The following is a 25,925-nucleotide window of genomic DNA, read 5'->3' on the forward strand; positions in this document are numbered from 1 at the left end:
GAGCGACCCCCAAGGGCGTCCGACGATCATGCCGCTGCTCCCGTCCGAACCGCGCGTGTTCGCGGTCGGAAGGCTGGACATGGACACCTCCGGGCTGCTGCTGGTCACCAACGACGGTGACTTCGCACAGAAGGTGTCCCACCCGCGCTTCGGGGTGCCGAAGACGTACCTGGCCGAGGTCTCCGGACACGCCGGGTCCGGCCACGTCACGAAGCTACGGGCGGGAGTCGAACTCGAAGACGGCAGGGCGTCGGCGGAGCGCGTCCGCTTGTCAGGCATCAAACGCGGTCACAGCCTCGTGGAGCTCACGGTCCGGGAGGGACGAAACCGTCTGGTCCGCCGTCTTCTGGAGGCAGTGGGCCTGCCGGTGGTGTCGCTGGTGAGGACGTCCATCGGGCCGTGCCGGCTCGGCCGGCTCAAGGCCGGCACCTACAGGACCCTGTCGGCGGCGGAGGTGCACGAGCTGCTGTCGTCGGCGTCGGCGTCCGTAGACTGACCCGATGCCCCGGCTGTACGCGGTTCGCGGCGCCACGTCCCTGGACGAGGACAGCAGAGCTCAGGTCCTGTCCCGGACCCAGGAGCTTCTGGCCGAGCTGATGTCCTCCAACGGGATCCGGCCGCCCGACCTGGTCAGCATCCTTTTCACCGCGACCGGCGACCTGCACTCCGAGTTCCCGGCCGCAGCGGCCAGGGTGATGGGCTTGGACGGAGTCCCGCTGCTGTGCGCGCGGGAGATGGATGTGTCCAGCTCTCTGGCCTTCCCGCGGTGCGTCCGCGTCCTGCTGCACTTTTACGGCGACACCCCGCCGCGGCCGGTTTACCTCCAAGGAACGCACCGGCTGCTCGACCCCCCGGATCCCGCGTGACGGCCTCCCGGCGCGTGGCGGTCATCGGTACGGGGCTGATCGGGGGATCGATCGGGCTGTGCCTTCGAAAGTCCGGTTACGCCCGAGTCGCGGGCTACGACTCGGCTCCCGAGGCGTCGCGCAAGGCCGCCGACGCCGGCGCGATCGACGAGGCAGCCGGATCGCTGGGCGAGGCGTGCGCGGGTGCGGACATCGTCGTGGTTGCGACGCCGGTCGGGCAGATCGCGGAAACCGTCAGGCAGCTGTCCTCCGTGGTGGAGCCCGGCGTGGTGGTGACCGACGTGGGCTCCGCCAAGGGCCCCGTGGTGCAGGAGGCCGAATCCGTCCTCGGTCCCGGCAGGCCTTTCGTCGGGGGGCATCCGATGGCAGGCACCGAGGGGCAGGGCGTGCAGGCCGCACGGGCGGATCTGTTCGAGGGCGCCCTGTGGATCCTCACCCCCACCGACGGCACCAGTCCGCAGGCCTTCGGCACGATTGCCGCACTCGTGACGCAGCTGGGAGCGAGCACGCTGGCGCTGGACCCGGCGGAGCACGACCGTCTGGTTGCGCTCGTCAGCCACCTGCCGTACCTCATCGCCACGACCCTCATGGAGATCGCCGGCCGGGAGGACGACGAGCGGGTTTTCGCGGCTGCCGCGGGTTCGTTCCGGGACGTCACCCGGACGGCGGGTTCGAGCCCCGGCGTCTGGAGGGACATCCTGCGCGCGAACCGGCATGCCCTTCTGGCCCAGCTCACGACCTTTCGGTCGGGTCTCGCGACGTTCGGGCAGGCGCTTGAGTCCGAGGACTGGCAGGGCGTCGATCGGTGCATACAGGCGGCGCGCGACGCGCGGGCGCGGCTGCCGGCGAAGGCAGGCCGGGGGCCCGAGGTCCCGGTGCGCATCGAGGTGACCGTTCCGGACAGAGCGGGGATTCTCGCGGAGATCACCACGGGAGTCGGCGAGCTCGGCGTCAACATCGAGGACCTGTGGATGGACCACACCGCCGCGGGAGGTGTCGTCCACATCGTCGTGGATGGACCCGAGGCGGCGTCGAGGGCGTGCGTGCGCCTGTCCGGCCTCGGGTACCGCTGCAGGGCGTGCGACGAGGCATGAGGCTCCCACCGGAGCTCACGTGACGGTCCTTGTTGTGCGGGGAGGGACCCAGGTGTCCGGGTCCGTAGTGGGGCCCGGCGACACGTCCATCAGCCACCGCGCGTTGATGCTCGCCGCGACCGCCCGCGGGACCAGCCGCCTGAGCGAGCTCGCGCCGGGGGAGGACGTGGCCTCGACGGCCTCGTGCCTGAGGCGGTTCGGCGTAGACATCGACGCCCGCGGTAGCTCCGCGACCGTCGGCAGCCCCGGCCTGGCCGGGTGGAAAGAGCCCCAAGGCCCCCTGGACTGCGGCAACTCGGGGACGACCATGCGGCTGCTGGCGGGACTGGCGGCGCGACTGCCGCACGAAATCGTCCTGGACGGGGACCGGTCGCTGCGCGGGCGACCGATGGAGCGCGTGGCCTCCCCGCTGCGCGAGATGGGAGCCGATGTCCGAACGGACTCGGGGCGCCCGCCCGTGCGCGTCAGGGGAGGCCGCCTCACCGCGGCGCACGTGCGATCCGACGTTGCGTCGGCGCAGGTGAAGTCGGCGGTCCTGCTGGCGGGTCTCGGCTCCCGTGGCACTACTGTCTTTGAAGAGCCTCAGCGGTCCAGGGACCACACCGAGCGGATGCTGTCGGCCCTCGGCGCCCCCGTCCGCGTCGATGGTCCCGTCGTGAAGGTCGAGGAGTTCGAGGTGCCGCCTTTCGACATGCGCGCCCCCGGCGACCCGTCGTCCGCCGCGTTCCTCGCGGCCGCCGCATGCCTGTCGGGCGAGATTCGTATCGAGGCGGTCGGCCTCAACCCGACGAGGTTAGGGTTCGTCGAGTGGCTGGAGCGCGCGGGTGCGCGCATCCGTTGGGAGCAGAGCGAGGAGACGATGGGGGAGCCGATCGGCTGGCTCGAGTGCCGCCAAAGCGAGCTGTCGGCACTTCCGTCTCCCGACGCAGCCCGGATGATCGACGAGCTTCCGCTGGCAGCGGTGGTGGCGACGCAGGCGCAAGGGGAGACCCGGATCACGGGAGCGGCCGAGCTGCGCGTAAAGGAGTCGGATCGGATCTCCGCCGTCTGCCGGGGGCTCAGCGCGCTCGGTGCGGACGTGTCCGAGCTCCACGACGGACTGGTGGTGAGGGGTCCCACGCGGCTGCGCGGAGCGACGGTGGACTCCCACGGGGACCATCGCCTCGCCATGGCCATGGCGGTGGCGGGACTGGTGGCCGATGGCACGACCGTGGTGACCGGCTTCGAGGCCGCGTCTGTGTCGTGGCCGGGGTTCGCCGACGCCCTGCGGGACCTGGGCGCCGACGTCGCCGAACAGGACTCCCGGTGAGCCGCCTGATCGTTGCGGTGGACGGCACCGCCGGGTCGGGCAAGTCCACGGTCTCCAGGATCGTCGCGACGCGGCTGGGGCTGGTCCACATCGACACCGGCTCCACCTACCGGCTTCTTGGATGGCTGTCGATCCAGCGCGGGCTGCCGCTGCAGAGCGCTCAGGTCGTGGCGGACGCTGCGCGGGAGCTTGCCGGCAGGTGCGGGCTGGGCCCCCAGGGTGTACTCACGTTCGACGGGGCGCCCGTGGGCGAGGAGCTCCGGGATCCGGAGGTGACGCGGGCGGCCTCGGTGGTCGCGGCGCACCCAGAGGTCCGGGCGGTCCTGGTGAAGCTGCAAAGAGGCCTGGTACCGCCCGAGGGGGCTGTGGTCGAGGGCCGCGACATCGGCACGGTGGTGTGGCCGCAGGCGGAGGTGAAGGCGTATCTGGACGCACACCCGGACACGCGCGCGGAGCGAAGATCCGGAGGCGAAGCCCCCGACGCCGTGCGGGAGCGCGACCACCGCGACTCCACAAGGCCGGTTGGGGCGATGAGGCCCGGCCGCGGCGCGGTGCTGATTGACACCAGCTCGCGCAGTCCCGAGCAGGTCGCCGAGGTGATCCTGGAGCGGGCACGCAACAGGAGGCCCCGCGCCAACATCGAGTTCCGCCTTGTGCGCGGGACACTGTCGGGTATCGCGCGCACGCTGTTCAGGATGGAGATACGGGGCGCGCATCTGATCCCGTCCACCGGCCCCGCGATCATCGCGCCGAACCACCGGTCCATGGTCGACGTGATGGCCGCGGCTGCTCTCACGAGACGCAAGACGTGGTTTATGTCTAAAGAGGAGCTGTTCGCCACCAGGCTGTCCAGCAGCTTCTTTACGAAGATGGGCTGCTTTCCGGTCCGGCGCGGAAGACCCGACCGCAGATCGCTTGCGACCGCGCTTTCCCTGCTGGCAAGGGGAGAGCTGCTGGGGTTGTTCCCGGAAGGGACCCGGCAGCCTCAGGCCAGATTCGACACGATCGAGGAAGGACTGGCGTACGTGGCCCTGAAGTCCGGAGCGCCGGTCGTGCCCGTTGCCTTTTCCGGCACCCAGCTTGTCCTGCCGAAGGGAAGCAAGGTCCCGCGGCTGGTCAAGCTGCGGGCGCAGGTCGGCGAACCGTTCGTGCTCGGGGGCCCGGTGCGGGGAGTGCTGGCGCGGGCCCAGATCGTCCAGGCCACCGACGAGTCACAGCGGAGGCTGGCCGAGGTGATGGACGCGGTGGAGCCGGTCACCCGATGACCCTGCCCGTGGTGGCCATCGTCGGCCGCCCCAACGTCGGCAAGTCCACGCTCGTCAACCGCCTGCTCGGCCGCAGGGAGGCGATCGTCCAGCAACGCCCGGGGGTGACGAGGGACCGGGTGCTCTACCACGCCGAGTGGCAGGGCCGCCCCTTTCTGCTCGTGGACACGGGGGGCTTGGAGCTGTCGCCGGAGGGCGAGCTCGCGGGCAAGGTCGCAGAGACCGCCCGCGCAGCCGCGGCGGAGGCCGACCGCATCCTTTTCGTGGTCGACGCCACCGTGGGGCCGACGCCGGACGACGAGGACGTCGCCGGGGTGATCCGCAAGCTGGGCCGTCCCGTCGTGCTGGTGGCCAACAAGGCGGACAACGCGTCGCGCGAACCCGCCGCCGCCGACTTCTACCGTCTCGGCCTCGGCGCGCCGCAGCCCGTATCGGCCCTGCACGGCCGCAACACCGGTGACCTTCTGGACCTGATCACAAAAGACTTCGGCCGCGAGGCCCCCGAAGAGGGCGCTGAGCCTCGAGTGGCGCTGGTGGGGCGTCCGAACGTCGGGAAGTCGTCGCTTTTCAACCGGATCGTGGGGGCCCAGCGAAGCATCGTCCACGACGAGCCGGGCACCACGAGGGACACCGTGGACACGGTCGTCTCCGTTGAAGGCGGGGAGCCCCTTCGTTTCGTGGACACGGCCGGCTTGCGGCGGCTCATGCGGATCGACGACCAGACGGAGTACTACGGCTTCGTCCGGACCATGCGCGCGCTGGACCGCTGCGAGCTGGCGCTTCTGGTCATCGACGGCAGCGAGGGCATCGCCCGCCAGGATCTGCGTATCGCCGAGCAGATCGTGGAACTCGGCCGGTCCGCCGTGATGCTGGTGAACAAGGTGGACCTGCTCGAGCCGCGAGTCCGGGAGATCGAGATGCAGGAGGTGAGGCGCCGCCTGCCGTACCTGGACTTCGCGCCGCTGATAGCGACGTCCGCCGAGACCGGCGAGGGACTGGCGGACGTCATCCCGTCCATCCTGCGGATCCTCAAGGCCCGGACCCTGCGCGTGCCGACGCCGCTGCTGAACGCGGTGATCGAGGACCTGCAGGCCAGGACGCCGATACCTTCCAAGCGAGGAAACTCGAGGGTCAAGTACGCGGTTCAGGCGGAGGCGTCGCCCCCGACCATCGTGCTGTTCGGAGCGCAGGACGTCCCGCCGGCGTGGCTGAGACATCTGGACCGCGGGCTGCGCCGGCGCTTCGGGTTCGAGGGCACTCCGATCAGGTTCCGCACCAAAGCCGGGGCGACACGGCGCACGGGCGGCAAGCAGGGACGCCGCTGAGCCGGCTTCTCAGTCGAGGCGTGACAGCGACAGCGCAAAATCTCCCGCCGCGTCCGTCCACCAACGCAGCAGGGTGAGTCCCGCGGCTGCGAGCTCCCGCTCCACGACTTTTCTCGTGAACTTCGCGCTCGTTTCGGTCCGCAGCAGTTCGCCGGACCTGAAGCCGATCTTCAGGTCCAGTGCCTCGACCCGCGCGCTCTGGTCGACCTTCGAGCGAAGGGCCATCTCGATCCAGCCCTCGCGCTCGTCGTAGCGAGCGACGTGGTCGAACCGGTCGGGCTCGAAGCCGGCCCGGAGGCTTGAGTTCAGCACGCGCAGGATGTTGCGGTTGAACTCGGCCGTCACGCCGTCCGCGTCGTTGTAGGCAGCCTCCATCCGCGCGACGTCTTTCACCAGATCGGTCCCGAGCAGCAGCCAGTCGCCCGCCGGCATGGATGACGCCAGATCGCGCAGAAAGGCTTTCCGCACGCGGGGCTCGAGGTTGCCGATCGTGCCTCCCAGGAATGCGACCAGCTTCGGCTCGTCCCGGGGCAGGGACTGCAGGTGCCGCTCGAAATCCCCGACGACCGCGTGCACGTGCAGGTCCGGGTATGCGGTCGAGATGTCCGTGGCGGCGTCGCGGAGCGTCTGCTCGCTCACGTCGAATGGGACGAACCTGCGAAGCCTGGCTCCGGCGGTCATCGCGTCGAGCAGGATTCGCGTCTTCTCCGAGGTTCCCGAACCGAGCTCCACGAGCGTCGCGCAACCGGCGAGTGCCTGGATCTCGCCGGCCCTGGACAGCAGGATCTCCCGCTCAGCCCGTGTCTGGTAGTACTCGGGGAGCCGCGTGATGAGGTCGAACAGCCGCGATCCCTCCTCGTCGTAAAACCATTTCGGGGGCAGCGCCTTCGGCTCGGAGGTCAGGCCCTTCAGGACGTCTCGCTTCAGCGCCTCGTGCAAGTCGTCCGGGCCGAGATGGACCTCGACCGTCACGCGTTGTCCTGCCACTCCCGCGCCTTGGACCGGGGACTGCTGCCCGGGCTCGCCCGAGCTCATGCGTCCCGCGCGCAGCGGAACCCGGCGAAGATCTGTCGCCGGACCGGGTAGTCCCAGTTGCGGAACGTCGTCCTGATCGCACTGGGGTGGGTTGCCCAGGAGCCGCCGCGTAGCACCTTGTAGTCGGGCCCGAAGAACGCCTCGGAGTACTCCTCATACGGAAAGGACCTGAACCCGGGGTAGGGACGGAAGTCCGACGACGTCCATTCCCACACGTCGCCCACCATCTGCCTGCACCCCCAGGGGCTGGCGCCCGGAGCGTAGGCACCCACGGGAGCCGGACCGTAGTGGCGCTCACCCAGGTTGGCCAGGGCCGCAGTGGGGGCCGAATCGCCCCAGGGATACCGTCGCTTGCGTCCGGACGGCTCCCACGACGCCGCTTTCTCCCACTCCGCCTCCGTCGGCAGGCGCTTGCCCGCCCACCGCGCATACGCATCCGCCTCGTACCAGCTCACGTGCTGGACCGGCTCGCGGGGGTCCAGGTCCAGGTGGCGACCGAACCTGCGCACGGACCAGGAACCGGTCCCCTCGCTCCAGAAAGCCGGGTGACGGATGTCCTTGTCCCGGCGCCATGCCCAGCCCTCCGGGTGCCACCACCTCTGGTCGTCGTAGCCTCCCGCCGCGATGAACTGCGCGTAGTCGGCGTTGCAGACCGGCGTGGCGTCGATTCGGAAAGGCGGCAGGTCCACGACGTGAGCCGGCCTTTCGTTGTCGTAGGCGAGGGGGTCGCTGTCCGTGCCCATGACGAACGGTCCACCCTGGACGGACACCTCCGGCGACTGGACCGCAGAACCCTCGGGCGCGGGAGGCCTCGGGGGACGCAGAGGGTCCCCTGACATCAGCTGCAGGGTCGACAGCATCGTCTCGTCGTGCTGGTGCTCATGCTGGACCACCATGGTGTAGACGAAGCCGCCGCCCAGCAGCCGGTCGGACGGGTCCAGCTCTATCCGTTCCAGGACGTCCAGCGCGCGCCCCCGGACGTCCGCGAGGTAGGCCCTGGCCTCCCGCGGCTTCAGCAGGGGCAGCTCCGGTCTCTTCCAGCGCGGGTGCTCAAAGGCGTTGTACATGTCGTCGAACTTCGGGGAAGTGGGCGGGAGACCGGCGACCTCGCGCAGCAGCCACAGCTCCTCGAAGTTGCCGATGTGCGCGAGGTCCCACACCAGGGGGGACATCAGCCGCGAGTGCTGGCGCATCTGGACTTCCTCGGACAGGGGGTCCAGCAGCTCGAGGGACCGGCGCCGCGCCGCCTCCAGCTCCTCGGCCACCACCTGCTTCAGGTCCATGCTGCCTCCTGGGGGCTCAAGTCCAGCACCGACCCCGTCTTCGTCCAGCTCTCGAGCAGGTCGTCGGCCGGGACACGGCCCCGCGCCACCCACCTGTCGAAGTATTCGCCGACCACGTCGGTCGTGGACCGGTCCGCCCCGACCCGTGCCAGGGCCGCCTGGGCCGCGAGAAAGCATCGCTTGGCCGATTCTGCGAGGACCGGGTGGCGCAGGCCGTGCCTTGCCGCGTCCGCCCACATCCCAGCCGACGGCCCGGCCGCCGCGAAAGCCGCCTCCGAGGCTTCTTCGTCGTCCAGCAACGCCGCGCCGACCGCCGCCGGCACCCGCCACCACGGTTCCGGCAGGGAGTCGATCATCCGAAGCTCCAACCACCCCTTCGGCCGCACCGGCGGAAACAGCGTGGACAGGTGGTACTCCAGGTCGTCGCGGTCCGGAAACCCCAGGGCGTGCCCATCGGACATCCAACGGCCGAATGAAAACCCCGGCGCAAGCGGCACAAAGCGGTCCTCGGACCTGATGAGCATCAATCCGGCGTCCAGGACGTATCTCCACCAGTCGCCCGCATGGTCGTCGCCGCGACAGGCCGGAGCGGTCCGGGAGCCGTCGATGGACATCCATGCCGCCAGCCGGGACGACCTCCATCCGGACGGACGTCCTTCCACCACCGGCGAGTTGGCGAAAGCCCCCGCCAGCAGGGGGCCGAGCAGGTGGGCCAGCCGCCAGCGCCGGCCAACCGACGCGGCACTCGATCCGACGCCGACGTTGACGTGGACGGCCGCCGTTCCACACATCATCTTGCGGCCGGCCATCCCACCGTGGTCGAAGTACGACTCCATGGACACATACCGCGGCGCATCGAGCACTCTGTGGTCGCTGCGCAGCGGGTCGGCTCCGAGCTGCCGGAGGGCAATCCCGTGGCTGGACGCCGCGTCGCGGATCACGGACATATCGGCGGACACCGCGTCGCACGCGCCGGCGATCGTACGGTGGGGGAGCGAGCTGATCTCGACCTGGCCGCCCGGCTCGAACGTGATGGACCCTCCACCGGGCAGGGGCCCGGCCTCCGCTCGCAGGAGCTCCAGCTCGTCCGCGGTCACGCGGGAGGCCGGGTCGGCGGGAAAGGTCAGAGACTCCACCTCGATGCCCACCCGCAGGTCGGGCGAGGGAGCGAAACACCGCTCCTCCACGTGTTGCCGGACGTCGGCAACGGACAGAATCGGCAACCTGGAAGGCACACCCAATAATGACCCGCTGGAGCAGCCGCGGGGGCCGTCCGGGCTTGAGGGGGCGCGCGTGCTAGCCTGACGCAACGGGCCGTAGCGCAGCTTGGCAGCGCGCTTGACTGGGGGTCAAGAGGTCGGGAGTTCAAATCTCCCCGGCCCGACTAAAGAGGACTGACCTGCTGAAACAGGTCGGTCCTCTTCACGTCTGGCCAGAAGGGCCGACCGGGGACAGACCCAGCGCCAGTGTCCTGAACCTGCGCATTCCCGCGGTCATGACGTGGTTGTGCCCCCACGCGAGCACCGCGTGAGCCGGCAGCGACAGAGCACGGAGCAGCCGCCTCCGCACCTCCACGTCGAACAACAGCCGGATGTGGCACTCCTGGGGCGTGCCCGGCTCCTGCAGCGAAGAGCCGGGCTTCGACAACTCCAACGTGGCCTCCCCGTCGATGTCGCCTGAAACCCGCACCCTAAGGACTCCCGGCGGCGTCGATTCCACCACGCGCAAGACGAACCGAATCCGGTAGGCGAGCGGAGACTGCACCACCACGCGGCCCTCGTCGCCCTCACCGATCCCGGCGGAGTGGAACTCCTTCAGCCAGTGCCACCACTCCGTGAATTTGTCGGTGCGCTCGAGTGCCTGCCACACGCGCGAAGGGGGCACCTCCAGGACCCAGTGGTTTTCAAACCTGAAGTGCGGCCGGACGAGCAGCCGCGACAGCCCGGTGCGGCTTGGGGTCGTCAGCGAGCCGAACCGATCAGCGTGAGGAACTCCTGGCGCGTCCGCGGGTCGTTGCGGATGGCTCCGTGCAGAGCGGACGTGACCGTCATCGACCCTCTCGCCCGGGCCCCCCGCAGGGTCATACACGTGTGCTCGGCCTCCAGGGCGACGCCGACCCCCTTCGGGCGCAGTTCGCCCTCAAGCCAGTTCGCCACCTGTTGAGTAAGGCTCTCTTGTACCTGCAGGCCCCGGGAGAACATCTCCACGACCCTGGCCAGCTTCGACAGGCCCAGGATGCGTTCGGCGGGCAGGTAGGCGACGTGCGCGACCCCGAAAAAGGGCAGGAGGTGGTGCGCGCACAGCGAGTGGAACGGGATCGACCGCGCGATCACCATCTCGTCGTAGCCCTCGTCGTTGGGGAACGTCGTGAGCGAGACGGGCCGGGGGGACAAAAGGGCCGCATAGGCGCGCGCGACGCGGCCGGGCGTGTGCTCCAGATGGGGCCGCGTGAGGTCGAGGCCCAGAGCAGTCAGCAGGTCGGTGACAGCCTTCTCGGCCGCCACCAGGTCCACCGACGCGCTGTCTGAGGTCTCGGGGTCGGACTCGTGGCTCACCGGGCAATGGTAGCGGCGGGCTTCCGGCGCTACCATTGCGCCCTCAGTCGCCGCGAGCCTGGGACCTCTCGTCCGCGGCGAGATCGCGCTGCCTTCTGAGCCTGGCCTCCCTGCGGATGGCAGCCGCCCTCTGGCGGCGCTTCTCGTCCTCCGTCTCGGGCGTCACTCCGGGGACGGACCGCGGCTTACCCGCGTCGTCCAGCGCCACGAACACCAGGTAGGCACTGGACGTGTGGACCCGCCGCCCGGTGGCGATGTCCTCGGCCTCCACCCGGACTCCCACCTCCATCGAGGTCCGGCCCGCGTCGTTGACGGCCGCCTTGAACGTGACCAGGTTCCCCAGCAGGACGGGGTGCAGGAAAGACATCCCGTCGATGGCCGCCGTGACCACGCTGCCCCCGGCGTGCCTGGCCGCCGCGGTGCCGGCGGCGGTGTCCACGAGCTTCATGATGACGCCACCGTGGACATTGCCCTGCAGGTTCGCATCAGTGATGCCCATCACCTGGCTGAGCACGACGACCGAGTCCGAGACCTTCTTCGACGGCTGCCGGCCGCTCATGGGCGGACGAAGGTCGTGGCGATACGGGTCATGGGCTTGTCCTACGCCGTCCTGGCCTTGGCGTCAACCAGGTGAGCCGGCAGGATTTGAAAGCAGGTCGCAGAAGCCTTGGAGTATGCAGACTCGCCTGTCGCTGCTGGACGGCCATCCCAGCCATGACGCCACCACGTGTCCGAACTGCGCCACGGGGTGCCTCGCCGCCTACCATGCCGAGGATTCGCACGAGGCGTCGGCACGGACGGCGTGGCAGGAGGTGGTCGACCTCGCCTTCACCGAACCGGCCCTGGCGGTCCTGCTCGGAGCGGCCATGGCCTCGGTCTTCGTCGACAGGCTCGGGATCCAGCCCGTCCTGCTCCACCTGTTCGGTGGAACCGAGCCGGCCCGGGCCCAAGCGCTGCGTTCGGCGATGTCGGTGGTCGGCCAGCCGGGTTCGCTGGTCCGGGACTGGTGCGAGCCGCCCAGGTCGATCCTCAGCAGGCTCGACCTCGTTTCGCCCCTCCCCGTGGCCCTGCAGGGCCTGGAGCAATCGCCGCGGGCGATCAGGCTGATCGGAGGCGGCGCCCCCGGAACCGTCATCATCTCGGCCGGTCAGATACCGCTTCCCGCGGAAGCCCATCGCCCAGGGCGGCTCGAGTTCAAGGCACCGGCGGTCTCAGGCGCCGCCGCCGGCCTTGTCCATGCCATCACCACTACCCACTACGGCTGGCCGCGTGCCTGGCTCAGCGAGCACCCGGTATCGGGCGAGATCGAAAACTGGTTCAAGGTGTCTCTGGACGTCATAAACGGCAGGTCCCCGGATCTCGGCGGCCACGCGGAGGCCCTGGCGCTGAGTGCAACAGGTTTCGGGGCGCTCGGCCGGATCGTCGGAAGGGGATTCGCCTTTTACGCGGGAATGGGAGCCGCGCTGCGCGCGGTCGAGTCGATGCGCTCGCCACCGCTGCACCTCGTCATCGGCTGACCTGCACCATCCCGGCCTCGGTCCGGCCTAGGATGGGCCGATGAGGCAGGCGGACCGGCCGCGAGAACGGCTGCTCACCCTGCCCAACCTGTTGTCGTTCGGCAGGATAGCCGCGACCCCCTTGCTGGCTTGGCTGATCCTGACCCGCCGTAACCTGCCGGCCACGGTGCTCGTGGCGGTAATGGGGATCAGCGACTTCCTGGACGGCTACATCGCCCGCGCCACGGGGACCGTAAGCGACGTGGGGGTGGTGATCGATCCCGTCTCCGACCGGATCGCCGTGATCACGTCGCTGGTCACCCTGATGGTCGTGGGCTCGCTGCCGTTATGGCTGGGATTGCCGGTGCTCGCCCGGGAGGGCGTGGTATCCGCGGCCTTCCTGGTGCTGGCCCGCCGCGGCTTCGGCAAGCCGAAGGTGAGGCTGGTGGGGAAGACCGCCACGTTCGCGCTGCTCGCTTCGCTTCCGCTGGTGATCCTTGGGGGAGGAGCGCGCCTGGCGGGCCTTGGCCTGTTCGCGGCCGGTGGGGTCGTGTCGTTTATCGCCGTGTTCAGGTACTGGCAGGACATCGCCGCGTGGCTCAAGAGTCGAGCCGCTGAGGGGGCCCAGGCCGGTCCGGACCCCACCGGCGGCTAGAATCGACCCCACGTGCCAGGGGAGAGCGCCTAGATGAAAGCCGTGATCATGGCCGGCGGGCAGGGGACGCGGCTGCGGCCCCTGACGTCCAACCAGCCCAAGCCGATGCTGCCGATCGCCAACCGGCCGATCATGGAGCACATCGTCGCCCTTCTGCGCAACCACGGCGTCACCGACTCGATCGCAACGGTGCAGTTCCTGGGGCGCCTGATCCGCTCGTACTTCGGCAACGGCGAGGACCTCGGCGTCCAGATCAGCTACGCCACGGAGGAAACCCCGCTGGGGACGGCCGGCAGCGTCAAAAACGCCGAGCAGGAGCTGTCCGGGGAGACGTTCCTGGTGATCTCGGGCGACGCGCTGACGGACATCGACCTGACGAAGCTCGTGGACTACCACCGCCAGAAAGGCTCGATGGCGACGCTGTGCTTGAAGTCCGTGGAGAACCCGCTCGAGTTCGGCATCGTCATCACCCGTGAGGACGGGCACATCGAGCGCTTTCTGGAGAAGCCCAACTGGGGCCAGGTATTCAGCGACACGATCAACACCGGAATCTACGTCCTGGAGCCCGAGGTCTTCGACTACATCCCCGCCGACACGGTCTTTGACTTCTCCAATGACCTGTTCCCGATGCTGCTGGACAAAGGCCTGCCGATGTACGGGTATGTCGCGCCGGAGTACTGGTGCGACGTCGGCCACTACGAGAGCTACCTCGCGGCGCACCGCGACGTGCTGGAGGGGCGCGTCGGGGTGGAGATCCCGGGGTTCCAGCTCGGAGAGGGCATCTGGGTCGGCGAGGGCACGGAGATCGACCCCGGCGCCCGGATAGAGGGTCCGGCCGTCATCGGAGTGAACTGCCGGATCGAAGACGGGTGCCACCTCCGGGAGTTCACCGTCCTCGGGGACAACGTCGTGATGAAGGAGGGCGCCTTCTCGCACCGTGCCGTCGTCCACGACAACGCCTACATCGGACCGGCGGCCAACCTCAGGGGATGTGTCATCGGCAAGAACACCGACGTCCGCGGGGGAGCCCGGATCGAGGACGGGGTGATCGTCGGGGACGACTGCTCCATCGGCGACAACGCGGTGATCAACCCCAACGTGAAGATCTACCCCTTTAAGACGGTCGAGGCTGGAGCGCTGATAACCAAATCGATCATTTGGGAGTCCAGGGGAGTCCGGACCCTGTTCGGCCCCCAGGGGGTGTCCGGGCTCATCAACGTGGACGTAACTCCCGAGATTGCCGTCCGGCTGGCCATGGCCTACGCCTCGACGCTTAAGAAAGGCTCGACCGTGACCGCGTCCCGGGACGCCACCCGTGCGGCCCGCGCCATGAAGCGCGCGGTCGTCGCGGGGCTCAACTCGAGTGGCGTGCACTGCCATGACCTCGAGCTGTCACCGGTGCCCGTGGCGCGCTACTACGTCCACACGCGGGGGTCCAGCGGAGGGATGACGCTTCGGACCTCGCCTCACGACCCGCAGTCCATCAGCATCAGCTTCGTCGACACCGACGGCACGGACCTGGACGAGGGCCGCAAGCGAAAGGTCGAAAGAGCCTTCTACCGCGAGGAGTTCCGCCGGGCCTATGCCGGAGAGCTCGGAGAGCTGCACTACCCCCCCCACGTGTGGGAGTACTACAGCGAAGGGCTGCTGACAGCCGTCGACGTTTCGGCGATCCGCGACTCCCGGATCAAGCTCGTGGTCGACTACGGGTACGGCTCGACGTCGCTGGTGCTGCCGACGATCCTGGGCCGGCTGGGGTGCGAGGTCCTGGCCGTCAACGCGGTGGTGGACGAGTCCAGGTCGGTTCCCTCGGCCCAGGACATCTCCCAGCAGCTGGCCCGGCTGTCGGACCTGGTCTCGGTGTCTGCCTCCGACCTCGGCGTGCTGCTGGACCCCACGGGAGAGACGCTGTGGCTGGTCGACGACACCGGCCGGGTGTGCGACTCGACCACGACTCTTCTGCTCGCGACCACGATGACCGCGATGGACGGCTCCCGCGGCGCCATCGCGCTTCCCGTCTCGACTTCGCGCTGCGTCGCGGAGCTGGCGCGCGAAGGAGGCATGGAGGTCGTCTGGACGAAAACCAACGAGGACTCCCTCATGGACGCGGCCGCATCGGGGGAAGTGCGCTTTGCCGGCAACGCAGAGGGGTCGCTGATCTTTCCGGAGCTCGTCCCCACTCCCGACGCCATGATGGCCATGGCCAAGTTCCTGCAGCACAGGGCCCGGTCCCAGGCGCCGATTTCGCAATTGGTTTCCTCACTGCCCAGGCCCGCCGTGGTCCACGAGACGGTGGCGTGCCCGTGGGAGATGAAGGGCGCGGTCATGCGCAGCATCATGGAGCAGGCTTCCGGCGACGGCGTGGAGCTAATCGACGGAGTCAAGACCTTCCACAAGGCCGACTGGACGCTCGTCCTGCCGGACCCGGCGCGGCCGCTGGTCCATGTGTGGGCGGAGTCGGACACCGAATCCAAAGCCCGGGCGCTGGCTGGCAGGCAGCTACGCGGCATCCGTAACGTTGTCGGCTGAGACAGCCGGCGACGTCAGAGAGAGGACCCGATGAGCGAGTTTCCGCCGGACCTGCGGTACACCAAGGACCACGAGTGGGCGCGGCTCGAGGGGGAGGTGGTGCGCGTGGGGATCACGCACTTCGCGCAGGACGCGCTCGGGGACGTGGTCTACGTGGAGCTGCCCGAGCCCGGCGCACGGGTGACGCAGGACGCGCCTCTCGGCGAGATCCAGTCGCCCAAGGCCGTGTCGGACCTGTTCGCCCCGGTCACCGGCGAGATCGTCGACCGCAACAGCGAGGTCGGCGAGACATCGCCGGAGCTGGTGAACGAGGACCCCTACGGGGAGGGCTGGCTCGTCGTCATCCGCCCGGACGACGCTTCCGAGCTGGACCAGCTCATGGACTCCGACGCCTACAAGGTCCTGATCGCGACCCTCGACGAAACCTGAACCTGCCGGCAGGGGGGAGTGGGGTGCCGGACCCACTACCTCAGGTCCAGCCGGGACCATGCGCGACCGGTCGTTGACCGGAGCTCAACCTTTCCTCTAGATTCAAGGTTCCCCCCGAGGAGGCTCGATGCGCTGTCCCGGCTGTAGCCACAGGAACGACCCCCAGGCGAACTTCTGTTCGCGTTGCGGTACGTCCCTGGCCGGTGCGGACTCGGAGACAACCGCGGTGTTCACCCCCATCGAGGCCGACACGGAGGAGGAGGCCCACCTTGCCGAACTCGAGCCGGGGCAGGTGTGCCTGGTCGTGCGGCGCGGGCCGTCCGCCGGCACCAAGTTCGTCCTGGACAAGGACACGGTGGCCGTCGGCCGCCACCCCCAGGCCGACATCTTCCTCACCGACATCACGGGGTCCAGGCGCCACGCCGAGCTTCGGCGGGGCGCGGAGGGGTGGTCGGCGGTCGATCTCGGCTCCCTGAACGGCACCTACGTCAACAGGGAGCGCGTCGAGTCGACCCAGCTTTCGTCCGGCGACGAGCTTCAGGTCGGCAAGTTCCGGCTGCTGTTCCTCGCATCCTCCAGGGAGAGCGGATGAGCCAGATCGAAAGCGGAGGGCAATCGCAGTCGATAGGCGAGGTCCTCAACGTCCTGAAAGCGGAGTTTCCCGAGGTGACGGTCTCGAAGATCCGGTTTCTGGAAAGCGAGGGCCTGGTCCACCCGCACCGCAGCCCGTCCGGGTATCGCAAGTTCGCGTCGGGTGACATAGAGAGGCTCAGGTTCATCCTGAAGCTCCAGCGCGACCAGTTCCTCCCGTTGAAGGTTATCCGGGAGAGGCTGGCGGAATGGGAGTCGTCGGGCGAGGCCGGGGGACAGCCTGCGCTGTCCCTCGAGCAGACCAGCGCAGAGCAACCGGCGGCGACGACTCCGGCCCCTGTCGCCCCGGCCCCCGCCCCCGTGGACGTGTTCGCACGTCTGACGCCGGGCGTGTCGATGAGCCGTCAGGAGCTGGCCGCGGCGACCAGCCTCACCGAGCAGAACATCACCGACCTGGAGCTGTACCAGCTGCTGAGGCCGAAGGACGTGGGGGGAGAGCCGCGCTATGACGAGGTGGCCCTCCAGGTCGCCAAGACAAGCCGGCAGCTGATCGAGCTGGGGCTCGAGCCCAGACACCTGCGGATGTTCGCCTCCACAGCCGACCGCTGGGCCTCGCTGGCCGAGCAGATGGTCCTGCCGCTCAACCGGCAGCGCAGCTCGGAGGCGCGGGCCGCCGCCCAGGAGACCGTCCGGGAACTCGTCCGGCTGGGCAACCAGCTCATCCAGACCCTCCTGAGCGAGTCGCTGTCACCGTACGTGTAGGGTCCGCCAGGCCTTCAAAGGGACGGCGATCGGGGAGTGCGGCAACCCGGCGACGGTGCTCCCGTCGGGGGTCGTAGATAGGCTGTGACCTGACAGGTTGCATGCTAGGCTCGCCCGGTCCAAACGGGCTCGCGAGGGACGGTGAGGCACAGCGTGGTCGAGCTCCAACTGGTGGGCGTTCGCGTCGAGCTGCCGACGAACCAGCCAATCGTGCTGCTCAAGGAGCAGGGCGGTGAGCGCTACCTGCCCATCTGGATCGGCCCCTACGAGGCGACAGCGATCGCCTACGGCATGCAGGGCATCGAGACGCCGCGTCCGCTCACGCACGACCTCATCCGCGATCTGCTGGCGGGCCTTGACGTCAGCGTCCAGCGGATAGTCATCACCGAACTGCGCGACGGTACGTACTACGCCGAGATCCAGATGATCAGGGACGGCACGCCGTCGGCAGTCTCCAGCCGCCCATCGGACGCGATAGCGCTCGCCACCCGCCTGAGGGTCTCCATCTTCTGCAACGACGAGGTGCTCGAGGAGGCCTCGATCGTCGTCAAGGACGACGAGGAGCAGGAGGTCGAGAAGTTCCGGGAGTTCCTGGAACAGGTCAGCCCCGAAGACTTCAAGCCGTAACCGGCCCCGGGCAGATCGACCCCGGGCGTCAGACCGGCCCCGGCGTCAGATCGACCCCGGCCACGAGGCCGGCCCCAGCCTCCGCTGCCGACCACCCTCCCCACGGTCTCTCGCCGTACCCCGGGCGTCCTCCCTGCTACCCCCCCTGGGTAGGACGGCTACCCGGCCCCCTCCCCGTGCTGCGGTCTGCGGGTATGCGGCATACAACGTTGACTCGGCGACGCCGGCAGGGCACACTCATCATCCGGAAAGTTCCGTCGATGTGATTCGGAGGTCGGGGTGGAGCAGGGTTACCGAGGGCCGCAGGCGTGCAAGATCGTGGGCATCACGTACCGCCAACTGGATTACTGGGCCCGCACCGCCCTCGTCACCCCCAGCCTCAAGGACGCCGACGGCTCGGGAACCCAGCGGATGTACAGCTTCCGGGATCTCGTCCACCTGAAGGTAATCAAGAGCCTGCTGGACGCCGGTGTGAACCTGCCCCAGATCCGCAAGGCGATCGCCTTTCTCAACGACGGCCTGAAGTCGCCGATTGACAAGGTCACGCTGCTGTCCGACGGCCGGACCGTCTACGCCGCCACCTCCGACCGCCAGATCGTGGACCTGCTCAAGCAGGGCCAGGGCGTGATCGGACTCGCCCTCGGCAAGGTCTACGAGGACCTGCAGGGCGCCCTCAGGACGATGCTTCCACAGGGGGCCGAGGCGGGGGAGTCCGGCTCTACATCTCGCCCGAAGCCCGTCGCCGCCCGGCGCTGAACCTCAACGCCCAGCGCTCAGCCACGACCCCCGGGACCGCGGCCGCATCGCCGTCCGTCTCAGCTTCCCGAGTCGTGGGGGAGGGTCTTCCTCAATCGAGCGACCGAGCAAACGCAGTGCTCCCATTGTTAGTTAACGGAACCAGGATTATAGGCGGCAGGGAATTATAGGCGGACGGGGACGGCCGGCCGTGACCCAGGCCTAAGACTCGATCTCACTGCGGCATCGTCTTACGTCACGGGACAAAAAACCGCACGTTGTCTAGCCCGATGTCGACGAGGTAGCTGGCAACGGCTCCGACCACGATGAGGCAGCAGGCCATCAGCGCCAGTGGGATGCGCACCGGGAGCTTCCAGCCTGGCCGTCGAGCGGCCCTGATGATCATGGCCCCCGCCACAATGGCTATGACGCCGGCCGCGGCTCCCAGGATGAGCGCCGGAACATACATGTCGGGCCGGACCAGGTAGGCACCGTTATCCACGCAGGGCGGTAGTGACCCGTCTGGCCTCGGAGTCATCGGGAGGCAAAGTGCGCGTATCACCGCACAGGTTTCCGGCCGTCAGATGCGCGCATGACCACCTCCGAACTCGGGTACCCCTAGTGAACCAGCATCTGTGTGAGCCGTGAGGGGCTAGACCTTTGCGTGGCCTACTGGTTTCTCGTCCGGTTCTTCTTTTGTGACGCGACTCGGCTATGTGCCGTGGTGACCTACCGAGCGCTTCGGCGAATCGATCGCTCCAATCGGACCGGCTCTCGTCGATACCGGACGCGAACGATTGTTCCCGCTCCCCCGCGATCGATCTCACAGGACCGGTCGGACCCGTAACCCCCGAGGGCGCTTGGGCGATACATTTGTGCAGACCTAAGTTTTCAAAGGGGGGCCGTCGATGAGACAACGCGTGGCGAGACTGATCTTCGTAGTCGCCGTGGTCGCGGCATCGTTGTTCCCAGCCGGCCGTGCCAATGCCTTCTTCGAGCACTGCCTCGGAGGTCCGATCGCGTTTGCATGCTGCTCGTCTATTGGCGAGTGGGTCACGATCACCAACGGCCCGAACGGCTGGACCGTCGGCCAGACCGGCCTGTCCTGCTGATCGGCTTCAGCAACACCGCCTGACCCCGGCCCCCCGGGCGGACGGCAGAGGAAACGCCGCTCCCCTGTCTGGCGCTCCTGTCAGCTGACGGCCCAGACGATCGCCGCGCAGACGATCGCCAGAAAGACCCCCACGTAGAGGATGTCGCCCCGGCGTGTCATGCGGGCGCGGCGAATTCGGTTGTAGGGGTTGAAGCCCATGCCGGCATTCTAGGCGCCTGCGAGCAGGCCCTCAGGCGCAGTCGCGGCAGAGCTGGCGCTTTTTGTCCTTCAGCTGCGTCTGGTGCTTGAGCAAAAAGCACTTCTGGCAGGTGAATTCGGTCGGCTGCGGAGGGATGACCTTGACCGCAAGGGTCTCCGAAGGCCCGTCCGGCCCTTCCATAGCCTCGATGAGCGCGTCGTCGTCGTCCTCTTCGTCGGCCCCCTCGAGGCGCCGCTCTTTACGCTGCAGCAACTCCTCGAGGCTGGTTTCGACGGCACTTTCGTCGGTCTGAAGTTCCTCGTCTTCGGCCACGCCCGCTCCCGTCGTGTTGGTTGGCGACACGTATACCACAGCGTGTCCAGCCCGTCCGGGAAGTGTCAGGCGGCGCCGACCGTGATCCGAGATCCGGAGGACAGGTCCTTGGTGACGCGGATCTGGACCGGGAACGCGTCCTTCATCTCGTCGAGATGGCTGATCACCAGGATCTTGCGGAAGTCCCTTCGCGCCACGCCTATGGCTTCGATCAGGCGCTCGCGGCCCTGTGGGTCCTGACTGCCGAACCCCTCGTCCACCACCAGCGTCTCCAGGCGCGCGCCGGCCCGGCGGACCAGCAGCTTGGACAGGGCGAGCCTGATCGCGAAGGCGATGCGGAACGCCTCGCCGCCGCTGAACATCTGGAAGTCGCGCACTCCCCCCTCGCTGTACACCAGGACGTCGAACGTGTCCCTGGCGCCCCCGGACTTCTTCTCGCGCTGCATCTGGAACTGCAGGCTCATCTCCTGGTTGGTCAGTTCCCCGAGGATCTCACTGGCGTCCTGCTGAAGCTCCGGCAGGGCGTTTTCGATAATCAGGTCGGGGATGCCGCCTCGGCCGAACGCCTGCGTCAGCCGCGAGTAGCGACGGTTCTCCACCGCGAGCTCGACCTCGGCTCGCCTGGCCGCTCCGAGCTCCTCCTGCGCGCGCTGCAGGCCCTCGGCGCGCTCCGCCAGCCTCGCGCACTCGGCCCCCGCGGCCGCCGCGGCCTGCCTGGCCTCGGTGAGCAGGACCTTGGCCTGCTCGACCCTGGTTCGCGTGTCCTTTTCGTCCTGCGCCGCCTTGCGCACCTTCTCCAGGTCTTGAACCTGCTTCGCCAGCGACTTCTCGGCCTCGGCCAGGCGGACCGACAAACCGGCGCGCTCCTCCTCCACCCGGACCCGTCGCTCCTGTGCCTCGTGGATCCGGCCCCTCATCTCGGCGTAGCCCGACACCTGCTCCAGGCGCGTGCGCACCTGACGGTGCGTGGACTCGTCGTATACGAGCCCCTCGAGGCCCGACCTCACCGCGCGCAGCTGCTCGTGCGCCTCCCGGGCGAACTCCCGGCCCTCCAGCAGCTTCAGCTCCGATGCCGCCGCCTGCCGCAGCGAAGACTCCTGTGCCGACAGCTCCGAGATGCGCGCGATCTCGGCCTCCAGGGCCGATGACCCTCCAACGAGCTTCTCCAGGTCGGACAGGGTCCGCTTCAGCCGCCCTTGCTCCTCGCGAAGACGTGTCCCCTCTTTGACCACCACCTCCCGCCTGGAGACGGCGGACTGGCGGCGCGAGTTCAGCTCCTTGGACTCGGACTTCAACTGAGCGGTCAGCTTTCTGCGGTGGGCCTGGTCCAGCGGTCCGGCGCAGACGGGACACTCCCCTCCCCCGCGGCCCAGGATGTCCAGCCGCTCGGTAAGCGCGTCCGTGCCGGCGTCCATCTGCCTGAGCTGCTCCTCCAACCTCGCGTGCTCCTCGCGCAGGTCGGACAGCTGGACGTCCATCGCCGTTATCGACTCCGATAGCCCGGCCGCCGCGGCCGCGGCCCTGCGCGTCTCCTCAAGAAGGGGCCTGCGCGACTCCAGCACCGAAATCTGCTTTGCCAGGGAGTCCGCCTGGGACGTCCACTCGGCTGTGCGGGTCCGGATCTGCCCGGCCTGGCTGGCGATCTCACCTTCTAACTGCGCCAGCTGCGTCTGCAGCTCCGAACGCTTTAGCGCCGCCTTTGTCAGCTGTTCGTCGGTGGTCCTGAGCGACTCGGCCTCCGCGACGCCGGCCTCGACCTCTTCGCGGCGAGCCAGGAGGGCGTCAAGAGCCGCAGACTCCTTGGACAGAGCGTCCAGCGTCGTCCTGTCCACCGCCAGCCGCGTCTCGGCCTCCCGGGCCGCGTGTGCCATCGCCTCGGCCGCGGCCTGCATCTGCTCCAGCCGCGACAGCTCCGCGCTGCGCGCCTCCAGCTCGGCCGCCGCCTGCGTCTCCTTGTCGGCCGCCAGCGTCCGTGACTCCTCGGCGGCCCGCGTGGCTTCGCGTACCGCGCGCAGGTCGTCGTCCACACTGCGCAGCTCCTCGATCCGGACGGCGATGGCCTTGCGGCGCAGCTCGGCGTCCCGGGCCGCGGCGCGGGCAGCCTCTTCCAGCCGCTCGTACACGGACAGGTCCAGCAGGCGGACGAACACGTCCTTGCGCTCGTCGGGCTTCATCCGGGTGAGAAAGTCGTCCGCGCGGCCCTGGAGCAAAAAAGCCGAGGCGGTGAAGGTCCGGTAGTCCATGCGCAGCAGCGAGCAAAGCGACGCCTGGGTGGCCGACAGAGAGTCCGACGCCAGGTTGGTCCAGGCGCCGGGGGCGCCGACGCATAGCTGCAACTCGCTTCGTCCGGATCGCGTGCGGGTACGGACGACCTTGTAGACCGCCCCCGAAAGCTCGAAGACCAGCTCGACCGTGGCCTTGTCGGCCCCCTCCCGGATGAGCCGGTCCTGGTGCTGGCCGGACTCACAGCCTCGCGCGCAGCCGAAAAGGGCCCAGGTGATCGCGTCCAGAAGCGTCGACTTGCCCTGTCCGTTCGCGCCCGCCAGGCAGGCGGTGTCGAAGCCTGTGAAGTCCAGTAACTGCGGCTCGTCGTAGGACAAAAAGCCGCCGAGGCGAAGAGACACGGGGATCAAGCCGTCACCTCCTCGATCAGCCGGCGGCCGAGTCGCAGCAGCTCGCCGGCGTCGTCGGCCCAGTCGTCGCGTGCGGAGACGAACTGCTCCAGCGCCTCGGACTCAGTCATGCGGACCGCGAACCGCGGGTCGCGCAGGCGGCTTGAGTCCGGGGGCGAGTCGGCGACGACACGGACGTCGTAGGCGTCGGCCACCGCGTCCCGCAGCGCGCGCTGGGACAGCCTCACCCGGTCCTCGGCCTCCACACGCACGACGATCTTCACAAAGGCACCGGCGGTCGCCGCGCCGGCAGCCTGCGCGCGCGCGACGGCCTCCAGCGCATGTGCGGTCGGGTCCTGCGCGGCCCTGGCGTCGGTGTGCAGCGTCAGGAACCTTCGCGCGGCAACGGCGTGGAAGCGCGGCTCGCCATCCAGGACCCACCCTCCACCCGCGGGGGCCAGGTCGAACAGGTAGAAGCCCTTGTCCTCGCCCGCACGCGTCCGTACGCGGGTGGCCTCGACGTGCACCACCTCGCCCTCGCCGAAGTCCACCCGTTCCAGGGAGCCGCTGTAGGCCACGAACGGCTCCGGACTGAGAACCTGCCGCGAGTGGACGTGTCCCAGCGCGATGTACGGAAAGGCCCCCGACGACGAAAGCGAAGACAGCGTCACCTCGAGCTCCGAGGCGCCGAACATCGACTGCGCCGGGTTCACCTTGGCCTGGTTTACGTGGCAGTGACCTGCGAACAGCGCGGGGGCCGAGGTGTCCGTCTCCGAAGCCAGTCTCTGCACGGTCCGCGCGACCTCTTCGCGGATAAACGAGTCAGCGTCGGTGCCGTCCGGGAGCCGGGACAGGACGTGGTGGCGCGAGAAATGCGGCAGCGCCGCGACCTGCAGCTCCGGCACCGGCGCGTCCCTGCCGAGCGGGAGCCGGTAGAGCTTGGCCCGGTCCCCCACCACGACACCCTCGACCTCCAGCGCGTCGTAGATCGAAAAGGGGTGGGCCAGCGAGGTCGCCTTCGGCAGGTCGTGGTTTCCGATGAGAAGGAACACCGAAGTACCCGACCGGGCGAGCCTGCGGATGCGCTCCGCGAAAAGCGACTGCAGCGTGGGAGTCGGGTGCTGATGCTTAAAGGCGTCGCCGGCGAAAACGACCGCGTGCACGCCCTCTGACTCGGCGACGGCGCAGAGCTCGTCGAGCCGGTCCAGGACGTCGTGAACCCGCTGGTTCAGACCGCTGGCCGGGTTCGGCCGACCCCCCGACTCCACCCCCAGGTGAAGGTCGGCGAAATGGATGATCCGCAGGCTTTTCACAAGGCGACAGTAGGCCCCAGCGGCGACAGTCCAGGGGGCTCCCGCCGGCGAGTGGGCCCGGGCCGATCCGGGTATACGGTTGGCGACGACAAAGGGAGGCGGCATGAAAGCCCAGGAGTTCGTGGGTCAGGCGAAGGACGTCCTGACGGTCAAGCGGGTGTTCGGCGACCCCTACGAGAAGAACGGGGTCACGGTCATTCCGGCGGCCGCGGTCCGGGGGGCCGGGGGCGGCGGTTCGGGAGAGGGCCCCGACGGCGAGGGCGGCAGCGGCTCGGGTGGAGGTTTCGGGCTGACCGGACGCCCTGTGGGCGCCTACGTCATCAAGGACGGCGTGGTGACCTGGCAGCCCGCGGTCGACCTCACGCGGGTCATCCTCGGGGGCCAGGTCCTGGCGGTGGTGATGATGCTGGTGCTGCGCTCGATGCGCAAGACGCGGGCCAAGGTGAAGAGGGCCAAGATCCGCAAGGGGGGCTGAGATCGGGCGGCCCATCAGGAGGCGCGGAGCGTGCTTCGCGCCTCCTGATGAAGTCCCCTCCCCAGCGGCCTTCGAACACCTAGTTGTTCGCCGCCGGAGGCACTTGTCCTGCCTGGGTTCCCGTCAGGACCCCCAGAGGTCCACCTTCGGCCCCCCGTCCGGACCGCCGCCCGCGGCCCGGCGGCGCATCTGCTTTGCGAACGGGTAGTAGTCGCGGACCTCCACCACGATCGGCATCGGCATCGCGTATCCGGACAGCAGGACCTGCTTTTTCGGCTCGAGGTTGTTGATCAGGACCTTCTGGGCCCCCGCGTCGGGCACCCCGGACAGCACCGCCGCCTGGTCCCGGTCGTCGTCCAGAGCGGCGATCACGCGGGTGCCGAGCTGGGAGGCAACCTCCTCGTCGATGCCCGACGGACGCTGGTCCACCACGAGAAGCGACACGTTGTACTTGCGCATCTCGCGCGCGATCGTCCCGAAGATGGTCTGGCCGGCGGCCTCCGGAGACAGAAACTTGTGCGCCTCCTCCAGCGTGATGATCAGCTGCGGCGGGTGCCCGATGACCCCGTCGGCCGACGCCTTCTCCTTGGCCTCCTGCCACACCCCGTGGATGCGGCGCGTGAGAATCGACGAGACGAGCATGTAGGCCAGGAAGCTTGTCTGGCGGCCGAACTCGATGACCACGTGGCGGCGGGCCAGAAGGGCGTCCACCACCCGCTTGGCGGAGTTGTCGGTGGTCTGAGCCCGGACGAAAGGCAGCTTCGCCAGCTTTTTGAGGTTTCGCGCCAGCGCCTTGACCGACTGCTCCTGGACCGGAAGCCTCTGGTCCACGATGGCGTCGGACAGGTCCCCGGACTCCTGCAGTTCCAGAAGCTGCGATAGCCAGTCGCTCCCCCACCGCTCCGACAGGGTCTCCATGTCCCGCAGCTGAGCGTCGGTCAGGCCCAGCTCGGAGCGCAGAAGCCGCAGGTCCCCGGACTCGATGTCCCTCAGTGCGACCTGGACCTCGTAGTCGGGAGTGACGCTGCGCCGGCGCGAGGAGTCGGGGTCCACCGAGAAGATCAGCACGCGCTGTCCGAACATCTCCTTGAGGGCCGGGGCCTTTTTGCGGGTCTCCTCGTCCTCCGACCACATGCCGTACTCGTTGTGCATGTCGAACACCAGAACCGAGGCCAGGTCGGACTGGATCACCCCGGCCAGCAGCATCCGCGTGAGAAACGACTTGCCGGTGCCCGTCTTGCCGAACACGGCGTTGGAGCGCTCCACGAACCGCTCGAGGTTCACGCAGACCTCGGAGGTCATCTCCAGTGGGGTGCCGATCGGCAGATGCGTCTCGTCCTCACT

At 68.8% G+C, this 25,925-nt stretch carries 27 protein-coding genes and 1 tRNA gene; 17 read left to right on the forward strand and 11 right to left on the reverse strand.

The window, feature by feature from the left end; translation table 11 throughout:
- From VNE62_02855 to der, 6 genes are all read left to right on the forward strand, one after another.
- A partial coding sequence (locus tag VNE62_02855; protein HVE91228.1) for a pseudouridine synthase occupies positions 1-496 on the forward strand: 496 nt, incomplete at its 5' end.
- Positions 497-500: 4 nt separating this feature from the next.
- On the forward strand, positions 501-866 hold the full coding sequence (gene aroH / locus VNE62_02860; GenBank protein HVE91229.1) for a chorismate mutase: 366 nt from the start codon (positions 501-503) through the stop codon (positions 864-866).
- On the forward strand, positions 863-1,960 hold the full coding sequence (locus tag VNE62_02865; GenBank protein ID HVE91230.1) for a prephenate dehydrogenase: 1,098 nt from the start codon (positions 863-865) through the stop codon (positions 1,958-1,960). The genes aroH and VNE62_02865 overlap by 4 nt, the downstream gene beginning before the upstream one ends.
- Before the next feature lie 19 nt (positions 1,961-1,979).
- Positions 1,980-3,269 carry a 3-phosphoshikimate 1-carboxyvinyltransferase gene (aroA, locus tag VNE62_02870; GenBank protein HVE91231.1) on the forward strand — a complete coding sequence of 430 codons (1,290 nt, stop codon included), beginning with the start codon at positions 1,980-1,982 and terminating at the stop codon, positions 3,267-3,269.
- The gene (cmk, locus tag VNE62_02875) at positions 3,266-4,534 is read left to right on the forward strand and encodes a (d)CMP kinase (protein HVE91232.1); all 1,269 of its coding nucleotides are present in this window, start codon (positions 3,266-3,268) and stop codon (positions 4,532-4,534) included. Before aroA ends, cmk begins: the two co-directional genes overlap by 4 nt.
- Positions 4,531-5,859 (forward strand): ribosome biogenesis GTPase Der, encoded by a 1,329-nt coding sequence (der, locus tag VNE62_02880; protein HVE91233.1) that lies wholly within the window; start codon positions 4,531-4,533, stop codon positions 5,857-5,859. Before cmk ends, der begins: the two co-directional genes overlap by 4 nt.
- Before the next feature lie 9 nt (positions 5,860-5,868).
- Here der and egtD read toward each other — a convergent pair whose 3' ends face one another.
- The 3 genes from egtD to egtA are packed head-to-tail and all read right to left on the reverse strand — an operon-like array spanning position 5,869 to position 9,412.
- Positions 5,869-6,831, reverse strand: a complete 963-nt coding sequence (gene egtD / locus VNE62_02885; protein ID HVE91234.1) for an L-histidine N(alpha)-methyltransferase — start codon at positions 6,829-6,831, stop codon at positions 5,869-5,871.
- Positions 6,832-6,890: 59 nt separating this feature from the next.
- Positions 6,891-8,177, reverse strand: coding sequence for an ergothioneine biosynthesis protein EgtB (egtB, locus tag VNE62_02890; protein HVE91235.1), 1,287 nt, complete (start codon positions 8,175-8,177; stop codon positions 6,891-6,893).
- Entirely contained in the window at positions 8,168-9,412 is a 1,245-nt protein-coding gene (gene egtA / locus VNE62_02895) for an ergothioneine biosynthesis glutamate--cysteine ligase EgtA (GenBank protein HVE91236.1), read from the reverse strand. Before egtA ends, egtB begins: the two co-directional genes overlap by 10 nt.
- 75 nt (positions 9,413-9,487) lie before the next feature.
- Between egtA and VNE62_02900 the strand changes: the two genes are divergently transcribed.
- A tRNA-Pro gene (locus tag VNE62_02900) sits at positions 9,488-9,561 on the forward strand.
- Between the two features lie 38 nt (positions 9,562-9,599).
- Here the strand turns inward: VNE62_02900 and VNE62_02905 are convergent.
- The 3 genes from VNE62_02905 to VNE62_02915 all read right to left on the reverse strand — a co-directional run bounded on the left by VNE62_02905 (position 9,600) and on the right by VNE62_02915 (position 11,291).
- On the reverse strand, positions 9,600-10,046 hold the full coding sequence (locus VNE62_02905; protein ID HVE91237.1) for a hypothetical protein: 447 nt from the start codon (positions 10,044-10,046) through the stop codon (positions 9,600-9,602).
- Between the two features lie 92 nt (positions 10,047-10,138).
- The gene (gene folE, locus VNE62_02910; GenBank protein HVE91238.1) at positions 10,139-10,732 is read right to left on the reverse strand and encodes a GTP cyclohydrolase I FolE; all 594 of its coding nucleotides are present in this window, start codon (positions 10,730-10,732) and stop codon (positions 10,139-10,141) included.
- A gap of 43 nt (positions 10,733-10,775) precedes the next feature.
- Complete coding sequence (locus VNE62_02915) at positions 10,776-11,291, reverse strand: acyl-CoA thioesterase (protein ID HVE91239.1); 516 nt, start codon at positions 11,289-11,291, stop codon at positions 10,776-10,778.
- Positions 11,292-11,406: 115 nt separating this feature from the next.
- Between VNE62_02915 and VNE62_02920 the strand changes: the two genes are divergently transcribed.
- From VNE62_02920 to VNE62_02955, 8 genes are all read left to right on the forward strand, one after another.
- Complete coding sequence (locus VNE62_02920) at positions 11,407-12,249, forward strand: DUF927 domain-containing protein (protein HVE91240.1); 843 nt, start codon at positions 11,407-11,409, stop codon at positions 12,247-12,249.
- Positions 12,250-12,289: 40 nt separating this feature from the next.
- A complete protein-coding gene (locus tag VNE62_02925; protein HVE91241.1) occupies positions 12,290-12,883 on the forward strand; it encodes a CDP-alcohol phosphatidyltransferase family protein in 594 nt (197 codons plus the stop codon).
- A 33-nt stretch (positions 12,884-12,916) separates the two neighbouring features.
- Positions 12,917-15,412, forward strand: a complete 2,496-nt coding sequence (locus VNE62_02930; protein ID HVE91242.1) for a mannose-1-phosphate guanyltransferase — start codon at positions 12,917-12,919, stop codon at positions 15,410-15,412.
- A 30-nt stretch (positions 15,413-15,442) separates the two neighbouring features.
- Positions 15,443-15,841, forward strand: coding sequence for a glycine cleavage system protein GcvH (gene gcvH / locus VNE62_02935; protein ID HVE91243.1), 399 nt, complete (start codon positions 15,443-15,445; stop codon positions 15,839-15,841).
- A 226-nt stretch (positions 15,842-16,067) separates the two neighbouring features.
- A complete protein-coding gene (locus tag VNE62_02940; GenBank protein ID HVE91244.1) occupies positions 16,068-16,433 on the forward strand; it encodes an FHA domain-containing protein in 366 nt (121 codons plus the stop codon).
- Complete coding sequence (locus VNE62_02945) at positions 16,430-17,194, forward strand: MerR family transcriptional regulator (GenBank protein HVE91245.1); 765 nt, start codon at positions 16,430-16,432, stop codon at positions 17,192-17,194. The genes VNE62_02940 and VNE62_02945 overlap by 4 nt, the downstream gene beginning before the upstream one ends.
- Before the next feature lie 153 nt (positions 17,195-17,347).
- A complete protein-coding gene (locus VNE62_02950; protein ID HVE91246.1) occupies positions 17,348-17,821 on the forward strand; it encodes a bifunctional nuclease family protein in 474 nt (157 codons plus the stop codon).
- 279 nt (positions 17,822-18,100) lie between these two features.
- Positions 18,101-18,577 carry a MerR family transcriptional regulator gene (locus VNE62_02955; GenBank protein HVE91247.1) on the forward strand — a complete coding sequence of 159 codons (477 nt, stop codon included), beginning with the start codon at positions 18,101-18,103 and terminating at the stop codon, positions 18,575-18,577.
- 235 nt (positions 18,578-18,812) lie between these two features.
- On the opposite strand, the gene VNE62_02960 is transcribed toward VNE62_02955, so the two are convergent.
- On the reverse strand, positions 18,813-19,058 hold the full coding sequence (locus tag VNE62_02960; GenBank protein HVE91248.1) for a hypothetical protein: 246 nt from the start codon (positions 19,056-19,058) through the stop codon (positions 18,813-18,815).
- Between the two features lie 418 nt (positions 19,059-19,476).
- On the opposite strand from VNE62_02960, the gene VNE62_02965 reads away from it, so the two are divergent.
- A complete protein-coding gene (locus VNE62_02965; GenBank protein ID HVE91249.1) occupies positions 19,477-19,668 on the forward strand; it encodes a hypothetical protein in 192 nt (63 codons plus the stop codon).
- A 231-nt stretch (positions 19,669-19,899) separates the two neighbouring features.
- Here the strand turns inward: VNE62_02965 and VNE62_02970 are convergent, their stop codons facing one another.
- The 3 genes from VNE62_02970 to sbcD are packed head-to-tail and all read right to left on the reverse strand — an operon-like array spanning position 19,900 to position 24,106.
- Positions 19,900-20,220: a DUF4193 family protein gene (locus tag VNE62_02970; protein HVE91250.1), complete on the reverse strand. Its 321-nt coding sequence runs from the start codon at positions 20,218-20,220 to the stop codon at positions 19,900-19,902.
- Between the two features lie 26 nt (positions 20,221-20,246).
- Positions 20,247-22,805 carry an SMC family ATPase gene (locus VNE62_02975; GenBank protein HVE91251.1) on the reverse strand — a complete coding sequence of 853 codons (2,559 nt, stop codon included), beginning with the start codon at positions 22,803-22,805 and terminating at the stop codon, positions 20,247-20,249.
- A gap of 5 nt (positions 22,806-22,810) precedes the next feature.
- Positions 22,811-24,106, reverse strand: coding sequence for an exonuclease subunit SbcD (sbcD, locus tag VNE62_02980; GenBank protein HVE91252.1), 1,296 nt, complete (start codon positions 24,104-24,106; stop codon positions 22,811-22,813).
- Between the two features lie 103 nt (positions 24,107-24,209).
- Here sbcD and VNE62_02985 point away from each other — a divergent pair, with 103 nt between their 5' ends.
- Positions 24,210-24,581: a sporulation protein gene (locus VNE62_02985; GenBank protein ID HVE91253.1), complete on the forward strand. Its 372-nt coding sequence runs from the start codon at positions 24,210-24,212 to the stop codon at positions 24,579-24,581.
- A 123-nt stretch (positions 24,582-24,704) separates the two neighbouring features.
- Here the strand turns inward: VNE62_02985 and VNE62_02990 are convergent.
- On the reverse strand, positions 24,705-25,925 hold a 1,221-nt coding region (locus VNE62_02990; GenBank protein ID HVE91254.1), incomplete at its 5' end, for an ATP-binding protein.

Source organism: Actinomycetota bacterium (assembly GCA_035536535.1).
In the GTDB taxonomy this organism is placed as follows: domain Bacteria; phylum Actinomycetota; class JAICYB01; order JAICYB01; family JAICYB01; genus DATLNZ01.